We start from the raw sequence: 16,494 nt of genomic DNA, 5'->3' as shown, positions 1-16,494 counted from the left end.
CTTGACTTAGGCTATTAAATTAAACAAATTGTATGGTGTTACAACTTAGTGCATTATAAATGGTACTTTAAACCAGCTTAGGTTTAACCATGGCAAAGCTAATATTACTACTGTGTTGTTTAGGTGCCTGCACTGTCAGCATGGCAAATGAAGTGACGGTTTTTAAATGCACCATTAAAGGGGTGCCGACTTTCAGTCAAACTCCATGCGCTAAAGACGCTAAAGTGATCACGCTTAAAAACGTCAACATTATGCAAACCAATGCATTGCAATCTGAAAACGCCCTAGTTATCGATACCTCAGTTGATGACTACCTTGAGGTGCAACAAATAGAGCGCGATATTGTGCAGCTTGAGCTTAAAATAAAGCAATACCAACAAGAATACGCACAAAAGAAACAGCAAGTCGGTTACATGACCCAAGATAAAGCAAATCGTTTAGGCGCTGATTCGATTGCAGATGCAATTGCTACAGAAACTGCGGTACTTAAACAAAGATTTGAACCGCAAATAAAACAAGCACAACAACAAATAGCGGCACTCACTCAAAAAAAACAACAGCTTAATCAGCAGCCTTAATTACCTTTTTCACCGTAGCAATAAACGCTTGTATCTCTGACACTGTATTGTATATGTGCGGTGAAATACGAATACCGAGTTTGCGCACATCCACACTTATGTTTGCTGCCTCCAATGCCGCTAATACGGTTTGTTGATGCTCTGCAAAATCTAAAATAGCGGTACCACTACACTGATCTTTATCGTTTGGCGATACTAAAAAAGCAGCTAGCTGCTGCTGAAGTAACGTTAACAACGCCAAATTATGCGCTCTTACTTTATCCACACCAAACTGGGCAATATATTCAATGCTATCAGCGGCAATAACATAAGGGAGTATAGAAGGCGTACCACCCCAAAACCTAAGTGTTTTAGCGTTATATTGAAAATGCGTAATATCAAACTCGAATGGATTTTGATGTGAAAACCAACCAACATCCTTTGGTTCACATTGCGTTATTTGCTGTGGATTTACCCATAAATAAGCAGCTCCTGGGCCCCCGCATAACCACTTCACACTTGAGCCAATCATAAAATCGGCATTTAACGCCGTTAGGTCTATAGGAATAACCCCTGCCGATTGCGCCACATCAATTATTGAGAGTGTGTTTGTCGCTTTACTAAGCGCCACAATATCGTTTAGAGGTGCTTGTACACCCGTATTAGAATAAACATGACTCACAAACACACCATCAATCTCTGGGGTTAAATATCGCTGCCATACCTGCCTATCACTTAGATCTTCATGCTCGGGGATGAAACGTATTGTTGCACATGCAGGGAGTGCTTTTTGCATTACAAACCCCATACTTGGAAAGTCGGCCTGCGCCATTAATACCGTGCACTGTGGTTTATTAAATACGGGGTGCGACATAAGCAATTTAGTTAAACCACTAGATAAGTTAACCTGAGGACAAAACTGCTCAATTGGCGCATTAAATAGCCGCCCTAATGCACCCGTAAAATTTTCTATAGCTGGTAGCCATTGCTGCCATGGCTCTTTGGCACTTTCCTGCCAAGGAGTAAAAAACTGCTCAGTAGCATTTTCTAAAGTACTTTTTAAAGGTCGACCAACAGAGTGGCTTAATAAATAGCAGCCCCTTGGCATACAAAAATCATTTTTAGCCATATTAGTTAATCCACTGTTTTAGCGTATTTAAGTCATCAAAACGCGTATTAATATCGTCTCGCTTAGCTGCTGCACGTCTATCCCTTAATTTAGCTAAGGAATCGAGTAATACTGGCAAAGGCGGTCCACTGGCAGTGACTTTATTAATATGCTGTTGTTGCATTTGCTCTGACGGTTGGGCAATAAACTTTTCGACCAGTTGGTTATGATGACCGATAGCGGTGTCACCATGTAATTTACACACTTGTATAAATAGTTTGCCGTGCTTTTGAAACCACTCTGTATGTTTATATTGCTCGGCTTTTAAGAAGTCATCCATAAAGCTTTGCATACGCATGGCTTCTCGCAATATTTGTTGATCTTCTGGCATCATATATAAAAATTTATCCACCAGCATTTGCGAGTAACTCGGCTCATTTGCACTACAAAGTCCTAGCAGCATATCAATAACATTAATGCCGGCAAAATCTCCCGCATTTGCACCACGGTAAACTTCTTTACCTACCCGGTAAGGCTTGTAGTATGGGCGTACACAATTAAAAAAACGCTCGGTATCAAGTTGAGTATACAAGGCATTATTCGACGCTATTACATCAATAAGTGCCGTTTTAACCACCTCAAGTAGTTCAGCAGTGACGGGATGTGAAATGCCTAATGGCAATATTTTTAGTAAAGCATCACTCGCACGTTTATACGCTAAAATACCTTGGGTGTTGTAATCTAAAAAAAGGGCTTCATCATCAAGATTTGTAAACCGTTTATAGGTGCCATTAATGGCTTTATTATGGGTGGTTAAATGTGCGGTTGCAAAACGAGGGGTTACTCCAATAGAAGCACCAATATGCATAGCAAGCGCCGATGCTTCTATCAGCGGTGAACTATTCTCTCTGCTTGGCTCTGTAATTTCATGTCTACGACAAGCCGCCATAAACAAGCCTACATTACCAAGTAAATCAAATGCGCTATCAAACCCTTCGTCGGTATTACCTTCGGCTAATAAATCTCTGATCAACGCATTACCTTGCTCTTTCAAAGTCTGCTTTAAGTTATCCCCGACCCCTTCAACATTTGCCTTATCTGCTTGCTGCCAATACAACTCCTCTAATTGAGAGTTTAGGGCAACAAACTCAGACCTAATCCAATTATCAAATTTAGCTGTGTAAGAACTCATGACTACATCCTGTTATTATTATTTTTTAATGTTAACAAAGATCCCAGAGGTTAAAGCGCTAAAAAAAATAGTAAAAGCAGCCATTGTTAGCAATAATCACTATCATTAGATAGATAAATAATAAGATTCTACAACTATGTTAGATAATAAAGATCAGCAGCTACTCGTTGCCTTGCAATCTCAAGCTCGAATGTCGGTATCAGAATTAGCCAATACTATTAATCTCTCGGATACTCCTACTCTAAGGCGCATTAAAAAGCTTGAGCAAGAACAGGTTATTATTGGTTATCACGCTGCTATTAACCCTAAGTCACTCAACCTTAATGTACTGGTTTATGCTTTCGTGCGACTGTGCCAAAATTCAGTGAGTGCCGCACAACAGTTTGAACAACATGTAGAAAAGCTACCGCATGTACTTGAGTGTTCTGTGATCTCAGGCAGCCACGACTATTTATTAAAAATTATCTCTCAGGATTTAGAAAGTTATGAGCAGTTTGTAAAGCACCAACTAGGAAGCTTAAGCTGTATCGCCAACATAGAATCAACCGTTGTATTAAAGCAATCATTCAGTAAAAAACAGCTACCACTTTAAAATATACGCCTAGGTTAGGACCGTTTATTTTCGAAGTTAATTAGGTAATAATTAGCTTTAGTATAAGCTTTTTGATTACACCTTTTTATAAACTAATCTTAGCAGCTCAAGTCTAAATAAAGATGACTCAGTATTTCTTTTGCCATCAAAATCAAACCTAAAAACAACGCTAATTTGAAAGTATTATATTTAATCAACATCTTGCAAAACCTCTATAACTCGATAAGCTCTCAGAATGTCTTTGCGTATATTGCTATGTTAAATGAACACATACCCACATATAAAATTTATCAATAACTTAATAATAATCACGCGCTATAACTTAAGCACCTCTTTTTCCTTATGTACTTATGCTCGCAGTACCAAGATAAGGCTATTATTATGAGCCACTTTTCTCACCAATGGTTTAATAGCATCAACCAGATTGACGCAACAAAATGGCATCATTTTTTTGGCGATGATCCTTTTACTCAACACGCTTTTTTATACGCACTTGAACAAAGCCAATGTGTAAGCGCAAAAACAGGTTGGCAGCCTCATCACTTAGCCGTTTATGAAGGCGATGAACTCATTGCGCTTGCCCCTGGCTACTTAAAAGCGCACTCCTACGGTGAATATGTATTTGACTGGGCATGGGCTGAAGCTTATGAAAAAAATGGCTTAGATTATTACCCTAAATGGCTATGTGGTATTCCCTTTAGCCCGATTGAGGGACAAAGAATAGGTATTATGCATAGCAATCCAAAGCTAGTGTATAAGTACATAACAGAGCAACTTAATAGCCACTGCGTAGAACAGGCATGGTCAGGCTGGCATGTAAACTTTTGCGACAAAGCACAAGCCACCCATCTTTATGATACCGGTGCTATGCGAAGAATCGGCGTGCAGTTTCAATGGGTTAATAATAACTTTAAAGATTTTGACGATTTTTTAAAAACCTTTAATGCCCGAAAGCGTAAAGCCGTTAAAAAAGAGCGCGCTAAAATCACAGAGCAAAATATCAGTATTGAATGGCTCAAAGGCGAGAAAATCACTACCGCTACAATGCAGCTTTTTTGTGAGTTTTATCAACGCACTTATTTAAAACGATCGGGTCATTTAGGCTACTTAAACAGTGATTTTTTTAGCTTGTTACACGCTTTAATGGCTGACAAATTGCTCATTATGCTAGCCAAAAGAGACCAGCAAGTAATTGCCGCCACCTTAAGCTTAATTGGTGATAATACCCTTTACGGCCGTTATTGGGGTGCTAGTGAAGAGATAGATTCGCTTCACTTTGAGCTGTGTTATTACCAAGGGATTGATTATGCTATTAAGCATAACATTCAGTGCTTTAATGCTGGGGCACAAGGAGAGCATAAAATCGCTCGTGGTTTTCAACCGATAATCACTTACTCTGCCCATCACATTGTTCACCCCGATTTTAATAATGCCATTGCAGATTACTTAGAACGCGAATGCCAACATATCGAAATTTACAAACAACAATGTAGCACTTTATTGCCGTTTAAAAATGAGTAACTGATTATTTGCAGGCATCGCAGTATCGCTGAGTAACTTAAGCCCATATTGCACTGCAAGCTGCTCAACCGCTTCGAAATCACGAATACCACTAAGCGGATCGCGACTTTGCAATAAACTATTAAATTCATCATTACTGGGGCTGGTAAACTCCCCTTTATATTTGAAAGGGCCATATACACACACCACTCCTTGCTGGTTTAAGTGCTGATTTACTCCAGCAAAAAAACGCGTAATTAACTCCCAGCTCACTATGTGAAAAGTATTAGCAGTATATACCGCATCCACTTTATTTACTGGCCAAGAATAGTTTAGATCAAGTAATAAAGGCGGATGCAAGTTTGCCAGTTGCACCTCATCATGCCATAACTTTATTCCTTGATGATTAACCTCTCGATCACTGGTATACCATTGTAAATGTGGCAATTTTTTGGCAAAGAAAACACTATGCTGACCCGTCCCCGAGCCTATCTCAAGTACTGATGCTGCATTTTGCAATGCAGGCTGCAAAGCCTTAAGTATATGATTTTTATTATTTTCGCAGGCTTGTGAAAACGGTTTGGTCATACTGATGCACCTAAATTGCAAATGAATGCACAATAGTAAAACAAATTTCAGCTATTCTGTCGTGAGTAAATTGACCAAAATAATAAAATAACATCAATTTCAATACGTTAAATTATCTTTACCGAGCTGGTACGCTATATGCTTTTATTAAATTACTCACTTAATGAGTACTAAACTACAAAAGGATAACATTATGTATATTTCACCTTATACCGCAGTAGATGCTGCAATGGCAGTTACAGACAAAAGCCTAGATAAAACGAGTTATGAAACAGATTGTAGAGCAACGGTTATCGACTTACTTTCTCATGTAAAAAATACTCAAAAGGCACAAAACAAACATGAAACAGACCAAATATTTATTCTTGGCTACAATTAAAATTCTGTTTAGCCTTGTAACCGGCTGTTTATATAAATACATTATTTAAGTCGACTTAAAATCAGTTTAAGTCGACTTTTTATTTTGTTCCATCATTAGCTTACCTTGACGCCCTCTACTTTTTAGCTATACCGTTGTAAATAGTAATAACAGCACCATATCTTTTTATATAGCGTAGTTAAATGTCATATATTCTCTTTTATAGGAGTACTAATGAGTAACTTTAGAACAGAATCAGATAGCATGGGCACACTCAACGTGCCTGCTGACGCACTTTATAAAGCACAGACCCAACGCGCCATCAATAACTTTACGATCAGTAGCCTCACAATGCCGCAGCAATTTATTATTGCCTTAGCGTATATCAAGCAAGCCGCTGCAATAGCCAATTTCAAACTAGGCCATTTAGATAAAACGAAAGCAAATGCGATCGACCATGCCTGCCAAGAAATTATTGATGGTAAGCATTATGAGCATTTCCCCGTTGATATTTTTCAAACTGGCTCAGGTACTAGCTCAAATATGAATGCTAATGAGGTCATTGCGAGCTTAGCCTCAAAACAAGCTAACCAAGCTATTCACCCAAATGACGATGTGAATATGGGGCAAAGCTCTAATGACGTTATTCCCACTGCGATTGCTTTGAGTAGTGCGATCAGCGTTGATAAAAAATTACTGCCAGCACTAGCAAATTTAGCAGACGCCTTAGAGCAAAAAAAAGCAGACATCGGTCACATAGTTAAAACTGGGCGCACTCATTTAATGGATGCAATGCCAATAACTTTTGAGCAAACACTCAGCGCATGGCAATCGCAGGTTAAGCATGCAGCTAGCAGTATTGAGCATGCACTAATACGTGTCTGTGAGCTAGCGCAAGGTGGCACAGCAGTAGGTACAGGTATTAATGCCGACCCACAATTTGCCGCTCTATTTGCCACACAGCTAACTGAAAAGGTAGGGATTCAATTTACCCCTAGCGATAACTTTTTTTATAATATTGGATCGCAAGATGCGATTGTCGCTTTATCAGGACAGCTAAAAGTCTATGCAGTTGCACAAATGAAAATAGCCAACGATTTACGTTGGATGAACTCAGGCCCACTTGCGGGACTTTCAGAAATTGAACTTGAAGCATTACAGCCTGGCTCATCAATTATGCCTGGTAAAGTGAATCCGGTGATCCCAGAAGCCGCTGCAATGGTTAGCGCCCAAGTCATTGGTAACGACGCAACTATTACGGTTGCAGGCCAAGCTGGCAACTTTGAGCTTAACGTAATGCTGCCGGTAATCGCTTACAATATTTTGCAAAGTACCGAGATACTCGCTAATAGCGCGCAAGTGTTGGCAGATAAAGCCATTGCTAGCTTTAAAGTTAATCAAACTCAGATAGATAAAGCATTAACTAAAAACCCGATTTTAGTGACTGCGCTAAACCCTGTTATTGGCTACGAAAAAGCAGCAAAAATTGCTAAGCAAGCTTATCAGCAAGCACAGCCAATTATTGATATCGCTGAGCAAGAAACCGACCTATCTCGATCAGAATTAGAGGCATTACTCAATCCAGCTAAATTAACGCAAGGCGGGTTAACTTAAAAACTCTCCTTATCACCTCTTTAATATGTTGATAGTAGAGTTTTTATTGCTGTAATGAATGCACAGTGTATGATAGTGATGAATAATTCATCACTATCAGGAACGATTATGCGTACTCCATTACTCGCTCTACTGCTACCGCTTTGCTTAACGGCGTGCTTAGAAACAACCTCAAATAAAACTGAGCAAACTAAAACCAATGCGGTAGAAAATACGTCTACGCCGATACCGCAACAAAAATTACCACAAGCGAATAAGCAAAATAAAATAGCACAGCCATTACCTGCTGATGCAGCAAAAGAAGTGTCGCTTGATGATATTAAAACAGCAAAAGCTAAGCTAAACAGCCTCATAGCAGATAAGCAATGTTCAACGAGTTCACAGTGTAAAGTGAATGCTGTTGGTAGCCGTGCCTGTGGTGGACCGAGCGATTATATTGTGTACTCTACACAAAGCGCCCCCCAAAAACAGGTTTCAGCCCTAAGCGATACAATTACTCAATTGGAAAGTACTTATAATGCGCAAAAAGGCATGATGAGTATTTGCCAACATTTAACTGCGCCTAGTACCCAGTGCGTTGAAAATAAATGTGTTAAACTTGAAGGCTCTGCGGTAAGTGTATTTTAAGGATTAGATTATGAGTTGTTTGTCATCCGTAATTAAACTATCAGCTGCCAGTGTTGTCATGACTATGCTGCTTAGCGGTTGCAGTAGCGCACTAACACCAAGCACAGCTCAAAACGCGAGTGAATCTGTTTTAAATACTCAGCTTAATGAGCTTACAAGTAATAAAAGCTGCACAGCCAGTTATCAATGTAAGGTGTTAGGTGTTGGCTCGCGTGTCTGTGGGGGGCCGAGTAAGTATGTTGTGTATTCAACATTAAATAATTCTCAAAAGCATGCCGAGCAATTAGCACAAAAAATCACTCAGCAAGAACAAAAAAATAACACTGCGCTTGAGTTCGATGACTGTTCACCAGTGCTAGAAGTTCACTCTTTATGTATTGATAACCAATGTAAAACCGTTAATTACCAGTAGCAGTTCGTTTCGGTGTTAATTTAATAGTGGTATTAACACCGAAATAACCACTACCATGAAAATACATACACCAGCCTTAAAAATGTATTCCAAAGGCATGTTCTTTTGTACCCAATAAGCATATATAAAACGCACAAAGTAGCTTGCCGCTGTGCCAAATAACGCAAACATAAGTAAGTAGGCAATCAATATAATATTCACAGCTGCACTTCTTTAGAAATAATAACCTCAGTGTAAGTATTTTATATAAAGAAGGCAAAAGGGTTACTTAGTCTTTTTTGTATGCTCAATGAGTAGATCTGCTACCTGTTGCTTTACCGCTCTTTTATCATCTACTGCAACTTCAAACCGACTAGCCAATTGCGCTATTTCATCATCATTTAAATTAAACGATAAACGCTGCCGTGTTTTTTTAGACTTTACATCAAGGCCTAAAATTTTGCGGATCATATCTGAGGGAGTAAGTTCTTGGTCGATAGCTTGTTTTTTTATCGACTTTTGTACCTCACTACTCAAATCAAAGGCCATTTGCGTGGCGCGCACAGCTTGCTCTTGGCGCAACCACTTGTCTTTAGCATCACTCACTGGGCATCTCCAGGAAACAAGTCAACGATATCGCTAATTGGGCGAGTTAATGTCAGTGATACTTCTGTTTCACCTCCCTCCCAAATTTCGATATTAACGCTATGCCCTTCATCGGGTGACGCTAAACAAATCATTTCACAGGGTTCACCACCGTCTTGCTCATAGCGAGGTAGCGCTTGGCCACGAAAATCTTTATTATGAAAATAACATACATAAGGTGATTCGCTTTGTTGATAACTGCCAGCTAAAAACTGCATTAAGCGCTCAGGCGTATTTTTAACTGTAATATGCGTTAACGATTCTTCATCAAAAATACGTGAAAACTCATCCAAACCAAATACTTCATCAACATCATCACGCTGAATCTTTATTGAGAAATTAGCCCACTGCTCACCATCGTTTTGTTCTATTTGTAAAAACACCACTTGGCCTGTGTTAGTTTCAAGTACGAATTCAGTATCACTACTATGTTGGTACTGATACGTTTGCACATCAATAACGCGAAGTGTTTGGCCTTTGAGCCATGCAGGATAAGCAAACGAGTCAATCACTGTAAACATGTCACCTTTTTTAAGGTCACTCGCGTGATTAAGCTGACGTTCTGGCTTTTTTTTAGATTTGAAAAAATTAAACATATAAGGTGCCTCTGTAAGCAAAAAAGGTAACGGAGCAAAACTCGGTTACCTTTTTAATATGGTTCTAAATGTTAGCTATTTTGCTTCGCTTTAATGCGCGCTAAAATATCAGCACTTTTTGGATTGGTATCACCAATACCCGCTTCAGCCATTTTAGCTTTTAAATCATCGCCATTAACATCTGCTTCTAGAGACTTTGCAGCACCTAATTGATCAGTACGGTCTTGTTGGCGTTGCTTAATGCGCTCAAGCGACTGACGAGCTGATGTCATCGACGAGCTATTAGTATTAAGCGTGCTATTTACAGCCATTGTCGCTTGTTGAACGCTTTCTGTGGTTTTAACCATAGTAAGCTGACGCTGGTTTTCTTTAATTGATTTTTCAGCATCTTTAACTTGCTGCTTCAAGGTCACTATGTGATTAGTAAAGCCCGCTAATACTTGCTCGTGTTCGGCTTTCTCAGCTTCAAAGTCACCAATTTTTTCTGCAATTTCTAATGCTAATGCTTCATTCCCTTTTTCAAGGGCTTGACCTGCATACGCTTCGTGCTCAGCAATTGATGCATCTACTGCGCTAATTTTACGTTTGGTTTGCATCTCTTTAGCCATTACTTCTGTCAGGCTTTTTTTAGCACGATTTAGTGCATTTTGTGCATCGGCAATTTCTTGTTCAAAAATACGAATACCATTCGCATCAACAATTGCTTCGCCCGCTTCACGCGCGCCACCACGTACCGCTGTAAATAATTTTTTTAAAATACTCATAATCTTAACTCCAAAAACTTGTTTATATCCTATTAGGTAAAGCGAGAGCCATATACTATTAGCAATCAGCACTTACCTAGGCGGGTATCCTAATCGTTTAAATACAAGGTCACGGCTTCTAGTGCATCAATTGCGTTATCCGCTAACGTCACTAGTTCGTGGGTAACGTCATCTAATGATGAATTTACCGAAAGTGCACCAAAAATCGCATATTTATTATCGATTTTGGCAAATGCACTTAGCGGAATTGGTACGTTTAAACGCAGTAGTGTTTCGTTTAACTCGTCGCGTAACTCGCTTTTTACTTCGTCTTCACCAAACAAGTAGCTAATACATAATAATTGCTCTTGTGTTTGGGTAACAAAAATTGGAAGCTCATCGTTTCCATCAACAATGACTTGTAAAACATCTTGCTCACCTGGATTGGCAATCAAGAAAGACTCAAAGTTAGCACCCTCAGTTTCAAAAGACGCTAATTTTATTGAAAGTTCATTTAATTCCATGTCTCTGCCTTTTTGTCGTTTGACATATTATGTCTGAGTTAAGATTCGCATGGTCGACATATTATGTCAACCGTGTTTTATTAATTTTTATACAATTCACTTTCTATTTGCCAAGCAGCCCGGTAATAATCATATAAACGACCAGAACCTAACCTATTGACTTCAATATTGTTAACTTGTTCAAAATAGTTATTAGGAAATGCAAAACTGGCTAATAAATATTTTTTACTAATCCACCGAGATGGCACTGGCATATCCGTTATATTGCTAATACGTGCACTTGGTGATTGCCCCATTTTAGTAGCAATAGTCCACCCCCACTGGCCAAACGAAGGGATGTTTTGCTGATATTGCTCTACATAATCAAAACCTGCGGCTTTAACGGTTTTAGCAATACTTAAAAATGCCTTTTTTGCATGATAAGGCGAGGTTGACTGTACCGCCATAGCACCATCAGGTGCCAATAATTGACGCACATGGTTATAAAAATAGTCGCTATACATCTTATTCAGATCGGGATGATTAGGGTCTGGCAGGTCAATTAGGATAGTATCGAACTGCTTAGCCTGATCCAGTAGCCTCTCAACTTCTAAAAATGCATCACCCACAATAATATTTGCTCGGGGGTCATGCATCGATTCATTATTGAGTGCCACTAATCGCTGTTTAATATCATCAGGCGGTGTGTATTTGTTATCTTTATGACCAAATAAATTGAGTAGCTGTCCATCTAAATCAATTAAAGTCACTTCCTCAACCGGCCACTTTAATACATCACGCATGGCCAATCCGTCACCGCCACCAATAATCAAAACACGGTCATGACGATTAGATGCGAGCATTGCAGGATAAACCAGCATTGAGTGATATATTTGCTCATCTACACTAGAGAACTGCAAACGACCATTTAAGTATAGATCGGTGATTGGCTGTGGCTGATTTTTACTTAAGCGTTCGGTTAACACCACATGCTGGTATTTCGTTGCTTGGGAATAAATAACTTTATCTTTGTATAGTACGTTACTTAGATTATCCATCCAGCTACTACCAAACTGCAAAATAAAAGCGAATAACACCAGCAGTAATATATGGCAAACCAATAGCAACTTAGCAAAGCGTACATAGCTATGGTAACGCCATAAAAAGGCAAGGCCGGCAATAATGTTAAATAGCGCTGTCCAAGCAGCGGCTTGCATTATTGGCATCGCGAGCATAATACTCACCCAAATTGCCGCGCCAATACCGGCGCCAATATAGTCAGCCCCATATATAGTGCCGGCGTTATTTTCTAAAAAACGTCCATAAACATGCTGGCGAATACGCGCAATAAGCGGTATTTCCATACCAATAAATAGCCCTAATATTAAGCCAAATACATAAGGTAAAAAGCGAGACCACTCTTGCAGCTTTTGAAACACATAACCATTAAGAATAACGTCAGGTGGAATATTAAAAATACTTGAGAATAAATGAGGGAGTGAATAACTAACAGCAATGATACTGGCAATGGCTAATATACAGCCCATACCTATGAGCGCAATAATGCTTTCTAGCCAGGCAAATGCGGTAAAGGCATCTTTAAACCAACGCGCTAAAAATGCACCCATCCCCATAGCTACAATCATAGTGCCTATCATGGCGTAAATTGCACTCTCAACTGAGCCTAGTACTCGGCCAGCGTAATGAGAAAGTAAGTATTCATAAATAAGGCCGCACCCTGCGAGTACGGCCATAACAGTGATCAGTAAAATATCATGCCCAAGTAAATTAAATTTACTTGGGGAAGCTTGAGTTGATGACACGTGATTATGCACCCAGTAGTGTGGCCATAGTGATCCCGACAGCAAATGACACTGCTGCAGAAATAGCGGCAACACCCACATTCTTTTGACGATTCACTTCATCTGAAATATTACACCCAGCAAGAATGATTTTAATCGTCAGTAAGTGCAGTAAAATGAAAGCAACCAAACTAACAACGGCACTTAGCGCCCAGTAAAGTAAACTCGCGTTAATATTATCGGCAGCATAGGGAGCAATACCTGTTGCAGCAGTAATGGCTAATGCACTACCAATTAAAAAGCCGGCATAGCGAACACCTACTGCTAAATTACCATCAACAATGGCTTGTTGTAGGCAATCACCGCTTTTATTGGTGCGTTTAAATAATTGCACTCGGTATTGGCTTACTAAAAGCAGTACCACACTACCAATCACAAAAGCGGCAATCACAATAGGAATGCCATGCCAGCCTTCGGTAGCAACCCACAATAGTGCAGAGCGAATAACCACCGCAACACTAACTACATGGCCAAAATCAATAATTGACGCAGTAACGTTACCTTTGACTATTTCGTTATGTAAGCTTACTTTACGCAATGCCACTTTATCTTGAAAAAAGTGACCCAGCTTTATAAGCAAAATTGCTAATGCACCATAGCCAAGCATTAACAGAGCTTCTTTTTGTAACGTAGCAGCAAAAGCACCACTACTTACACCCGTTAATACAATCGCAAGGGCAACTAAGCCAGCGGCAAAGCTTATTCCGAATGCAAAGTTATCTCGCTCGGTAATTTCATCATTAGCATGTAAATTAGACACCCAACCTTTAATATACTTTAGGCTCACAAACAGTAAGATGATAATTGCAAAGTCTACTGACAGTGCTTGCAAAGACCACATAGTTATTCCATTAAATTCATACATATTATTCTAACTCCAACGTTATTCTTTACTTACCACGACTTACGCCGCGCGAGGTTCTGCTACTGCTATTACGAACCGATCCTGAATTATTGCTATAACTACTCGCTCTTGAGTAACTGCTGCGACTTTTAGGCGGCGTATAACTGCTGCGACTCAAACCTGATGCACCTGTTTTTTTACTCGCATAAGGACTAGTAAACTGCTTGCCTTGGCGTTGGTAAGATTGTCGTGTACGTGTTTCTAACGCACTTTGGGTTTTTATTTGTTTAGGGCTTGAGTAACGAGTACGACCATAGTCATTGTAGTAACTATACTTGCGGCGTTTACTCCAACTTCCGTATTCAACTCGGTCAAATACATCACCCAAAATACGGTACATGCCGTACCATTGCCAAAAACTAATACCGCTACTATTCGTTTGCCAATTACCATAGTTAGGATTACCTACCATTTGGTTACCAACCCCTTGGCCTTCAGCTTTTTGGCTTATAGCGCCAACTCGTGCCAAAGAGCCATTCGACATATCCGCAAGCATATTAATAGGATCGGTTAAGGCATCAGAAAATAACGTTGGCTTGGCCGCCTCACGCAATAAATCAATATTGTATAAAGTGTCTTCGTAAGGAGGAATTAAGTAATTACCCTTAATATCATCAAGACGTTGGGTTAAGCCACTATAAAGGGCTCCTTGGCGTGTGGCATCAAGGCTAACGACATCAACAACCTTACTGAGTTCAGGCTGCTGTTGTTTAAGGATACGACTGTATTCTTTAAGAATAATCGCATTACGTATACTACCATTATCAAGTGCTTTACCAAGCTGAGTAAGCTCGACATCGGCCTTTTTAATGGACTCTTGAATTGTTTGTTGTAGCTGTTCTTCTTTAGATTGACAACCAATCAGTGCTGTAAACAAACAAAACAGGCTGAGAAGTTTCCAAGCTTTTATATTCGACATTCATGTCACCTGATTTACTAAATTATCCTAGATAGTTTTACACAGGACAGTTATTAAACCAACAATGAAATTGCAACAAGATGATAATTTAGGGACTAGTTTAAAGATGCAAGGAGAATAACTAAGATCAGTAAAGACGGAGTGCTGATGGTAATACTTCAAAACTGAGGGCTGTATACTGACTATATTTGGAGTGGGTGCGCTACTTCGTTGTGATGACGCAGTAGAATGCCTTAGGGTCGGCTCTGATCAATTCTCTTCCTTTAACCTAATACCTTCTTTTACTTTATTCCAAACGTAAAAAAGCCCGACTCATCCTCTGTCGTGTTCTTCGTGTTCTTTTATCCGTGGGTTTCGTGATACTCAACCCATGCTACGGTTGTCTGATTAACGCAGTGCAACTGATAGCTGACGGCTGATAGCTAATATTTTCACTTTCCTGCAGACGTAAAAAAGCCCGACTCTTTCGAATCGGGCTTTCTACTATTTGGAGCCTGGTAATGACCTACTTTCACATAACAAATGCTACACTATCATCGGCGCTGTTTCGTTTCACTACTGAGTTCGGCATGGGGTCAGGTGGGTCCAAAACGCTATTGTCACCAAGCAAATTTGGTGTCAGTCCGTATCGCTACGCACTAACTAAAATTTGGAATTTCTGATAATAAAAGTTTTCAGTAATCTACTTTAGTCTATTAACTTCTTCGCTTGTTTCACTATCACATAAAACGCGTTTGGCGTTGTATGGTTAAGCCTCACGGGTAATTAGTACAAGTTAGCTTAATGGCTCACACCACTTCCACATCTTGCCTATCAACGTTGTAGTCTTCAACGGCCCTTCAGAGACTTTAAAAGTCTAGTGAGAACTCATCTCGAGGCCTGCTTCGCGCTTAGATGCTTTCAGCGCTTATCAGTTCCGAACGTAGCTACCGGGCAATGCCATTGGCATGACAACCCGAACACCAGCGGTTCGTTCACTCCGGTCCTCTCGTACTAGGAGCAACCCCTCTCAATTCTCAAACGCCCACGGCAGATAGGGACCGAACTGTCTCACGACGTTCTAAACCCAGCTCGCGTACCACTTTAAATGGCGAACAGCCATACCCTTGGGACCGACTTCAGCCCCAGGATGTGATGAGCCGACATCGAGGTGCCAAACACCGCCGTCGATATGAACTCTTGGGCGGTATCAGCCTGTTATCCCCGGAGTACCTTTTATCCGTTGAGCGATGGCCCTTCCATTCAGAACCACCGGATCACTATGACCTACTTTCGTACCTGCTCGACGTGTCTGTCTCGCAGTTAAGCTGGCTTCTACCATTACACTAACCGTACGATGTCCGACCGTACTTAGCCAACCTTCGTGCTCCTCCGTTACTCTTTGGGAGGAGACCGCCCCAGTCAAACTACCCACCAGGCACTGTCCGTAACCCCGATTCAGGGGCCAACGTTAGAACATCAAAACTACAAGGGTGGTATTTCAAGGACGACTCCACAAAAACTAGCGTCTCTGCTTCAAAGTCTCCCACCTATCCTACACATGTAGGTTCAATGTTCAGTGCCAAGCTGTAGTAAAGGTTCACGGGGTCTTTCCGTCTAGCCGCGGGTACACAGCATCTTCACTGCGATTTCAATTTCACTGAGTCTCGGGTGGAGACAGCGTGGCCATGGTTACACCATTCGTGCAGGTCGGAACTTACCCGACAAGGAATTTCGCTACCTTAGGACCGTTATAGTTACGGCCGCCGTTTACCGGGGCTTCGATCAAGAGCTTCTCCGAAGATAACCCCATCAA

The 16,494-nt window shown here is 40.4% G+C and carries 18 protein-coding genes and 2 rRNA genes (1 of these 20 only partly in view); 7 read left to right on the top strand and 13 right to left on the bottom strand.

Annotated elements, in window-relative coordinates; genetic code table 11:
* The first annotated feature begins 89 nt into the window (after positions 1–89).
* Positions 90–578 (top strand): RNA-binding protein, encoded by a 489-nt coding sequence (locus tag FHG08_RS03975; RefSeq protein ID WP_178954477.1) that lies wholly within the window; start codon positions 90–92, stop codon positions 576–578.
* On the opposite strand, the gene FHG08_RS03970 is transcribed toward FHG08_RS03975, so the two are convergent.
* Positions 562–1,686, bottom strand: a complete 1,125-nt coding sequence (locus FHG08_RS03970) for an aminotransferase class V-fold PLP-dependent enzyme (RefSeq protein ID WP_178954475.1) — start codon at positions 1,684–1,686, stop codon at positions 562–564. The genes FHG08_RS03975 and FHG08_RS03970 overlap by 17 nt on opposite strands.
* A gap of 1 nt (position 1,687) precedes the next feature.
* Complete coding sequence (locus tag FHG08_RS03965; protein WP_178954474.1) at positions 1,688–2,857, bottom strand: monodechloroaminopyrrolnitrin synthase PrnB family protein; 1,170 nt, start codon at positions 2,855–2,857, stop codon at positions 1,688–1,690.
* 136 nt (positions 2,858–2,993) lie between these two features.
* Here FHG08_RS03965 and FHG08_RS03960 point away from each other — a divergent pair, with 136 nt between their 5' ends.
* Both FHG08_RS03960 and FHG08_RS03955 read left to right on the top strand, forming a co-directional pair.
* Positions 2,994–3,449 (top strand): Lrp/AsnC family transcriptional regulator, encoded by a 456-nt coding sequence (locus FHG08_RS03960; RefSeq protein ID WP_010392556.1) that lies wholly within the window; start codon positions 2,994–2,996, stop codon positions 3,447–3,449.
* A gap of 381 nt (positions 3,450–3,830) precedes the next feature.
* Positions 3,831–4,970, top strand: coding sequence for a GNAT family N-acetyltransferase (locus tag FHG08_RS03955; protein ID WP_138609626.1), 1,140 nt, complete (start codon positions 3,831–3,833; stop codon positions 4,968–4,970).
* Here the strand turns inward: FHG08_RS03955 and FHG08_RS03950 are convergent.
* The gene (locus FHG08_RS03950) at positions 4,947–5,537 is read right to left on the bottom strand and encodes a DUF938 domain-containing protein (protein WP_010392551.1); all 591 of its coding nucleotides are present in this window, start codon (positions 5,535–5,537) and stop codon (positions 4,947–4,949) included. The two genes, FHG08_RS03955 and FHG08_RS03950, sit on opposite strands and share 24 nt — an antisense overlap.
* A 193-nt stretch (positions 5,538–5,730) precedes the next feature.
* Between FHG08_RS03950 and FHG08_RS03945 the strand changes: the two genes are divergently transcribed.
* The 4 genes from FHG08_RS03945 (at position 5,731) to FHG08_RS03930 (ending at position 8,548) form a co-directional block, all read left to right on the top strand.
* Positions 5,731–5,916: a hypothetical protein gene (locus FHG08_RS03945; protein WP_008113269.1), complete on the top strand. Its 186-nt coding sequence runs from the start codon at positions 5,731–5,733 to the stop codon at positions 5,914–5,916.
* Between the two features lie 213 nt (positions 5,917–6,129).
* On the top strand, positions 6,130–7,509 hold the full coding sequence (locus FHG08_RS03940; protein ID WP_178954472.1) for a lyase family protein: 1,380 nt from the start codon (positions 6,130–6,132) through the stop codon (positions 7,507–7,509).
* Positions 7,510–7,617: 108 nt separating this feature from the next.
* A complete protein-coding gene (locus FHG08_RS03935; RefSeq protein WP_178954470.1) occupies positions 7,618–8,136 on the top strand; it encodes a hypothetical protein in 519 nt (172 codons plus the stop codon).
* 10 nt (positions 8,137–8,146) lie between these two features.
* Entirely contained in the window at positions 8,147–8,548 is a 402-nt protein-coding gene (locus tag FHG08_RS03930) for a hypothetical protein (protein ID WP_010392543.1), read from the top strand.
* Between the two features lie 15 nt (positions 8,549–8,563).
* Here the strand turns inward: FHG08_RS03930 and FHG08_RS03925 are convergent, their stop codons facing one another.
* The 10 genes from FHG08_RS03925 to FHG08_RS03880 form a co-directional block, all read right to left on the bottom strand.
* Entirely contained in the window at positions 8,564–8,749 is a 186-nt protein-coding gene (locus FHG08_RS03925; RefSeq protein ID WP_021033113.1) for a hypothetical protein, read from the bottom strand.
* Between the two features lie 63 nt (positions 8,750–8,812).
* The gene (locus FHG08_RS03920; RefSeq protein WP_010392540.1) at positions 8,813–9,133 is read right to left on the bottom strand and encodes a hypothetical protein; all 321 of its coding nucleotides are present in this window, start codon (positions 9,131–9,133) and stop codon (positions 8,813–8,815) included.
* Positions 9,130–9,768, bottom strand: a complete 639-nt coding sequence (locus FHG08_RS03915) for a DUF4178 domain-containing protein (RefSeq protein ID WP_138609634.1) — start codon at positions 9,766–9,768, stop codon at positions 9,130–9,132. Before FHG08_RS03915 ends, FHG08_RS03920 begins: the two co-directional genes overlap by 4 nt.
* 71 nt (positions 9,769–9,839) lie before the next feature.
* Positions 9,840–10,532 carry a PspA/IM30 family protein gene (locus tag FHG08_RS03910; protein ID WP_055013441.1) on the bottom strand — a complete coding sequence of 231 codons (693 nt, stop codon included), beginning with the start codon at positions 10,530–10,532 and terminating at the stop codon, positions 9,840–9,842.
* 89 nt (positions 10,533–10,621) lie between these two features.
* Positions 10,622–11,035, bottom strand: coding sequence for a YjfI family protein (locus tag FHG08_RS03905; protein ID WP_008113284.1), 414 nt, complete (start codon positions 11,033–11,035; stop codon positions 10,622–10,624).
* 80 nt (positions 11,036–11,115) lie between these two features.
* Positions 11,116–12,837: a polyamine aminopropyltransferase gene (locus tag FHG08_RS03900; RefSeq protein ID WP_178954468.1), complete on the bottom strand. Its 1,722-nt coding sequence runs from the start codon at positions 12,835–12,837 to the stop codon at positions 11,116–11,118.
* A gap of 4 nt (positions 12,838–12,841) precedes the next feature.
* Positions 12,842–13,741, bottom strand: a complete 900-nt coding sequence (locus tag FHG08_RS03895) for a DUF350 domain-containing protein (RefSeq protein WP_041709155.1) — start codon at positions 13,739–13,741, stop codon at positions 12,842–12,844.
* Between the two features lie 25 nt (positions 13,742–13,766).
* Positions 13,767–14,699: a hypothetical protein gene (locus FHG08_RS03890; protein ID WP_008113289.1), complete on the bottom strand. Its 933-nt coding sequence runs from the start codon at positions 14,697–14,699 to the stop codon at positions 13,767–13,769.
* 492 nt (positions 14,700–15,191) lie between these two features.
* Positions 15,192–15,306, bottom strand: a 5S ribosomal RNA gene (rrf, locus tag FHG08_RS03885).
* A 137-nt stretch (positions 15,307–15,443) separates the two neighbouring features.
* Positions 15,444–16,494 (bottom strand): 23S ribosomal RNA (locus FHG08_RS03880); it runs 1,834 nt beyond the window's last position.

Source organism: Pseudoalteromonas sp. Scap03, from assembly GCF_013393115.1.
Taxonomy (GTDB): domain Bacteria; phylum Pseudomonadota; class Gammaproteobacteria; order Enterobacterales; family Alteromonadaceae; genus Pseudoalteromonas.
The sequence above is the reverse complement of the archived record's forward strand: the minus strand, read 5'-3'. Positions and strand labels throughout refer to the sequence as shown.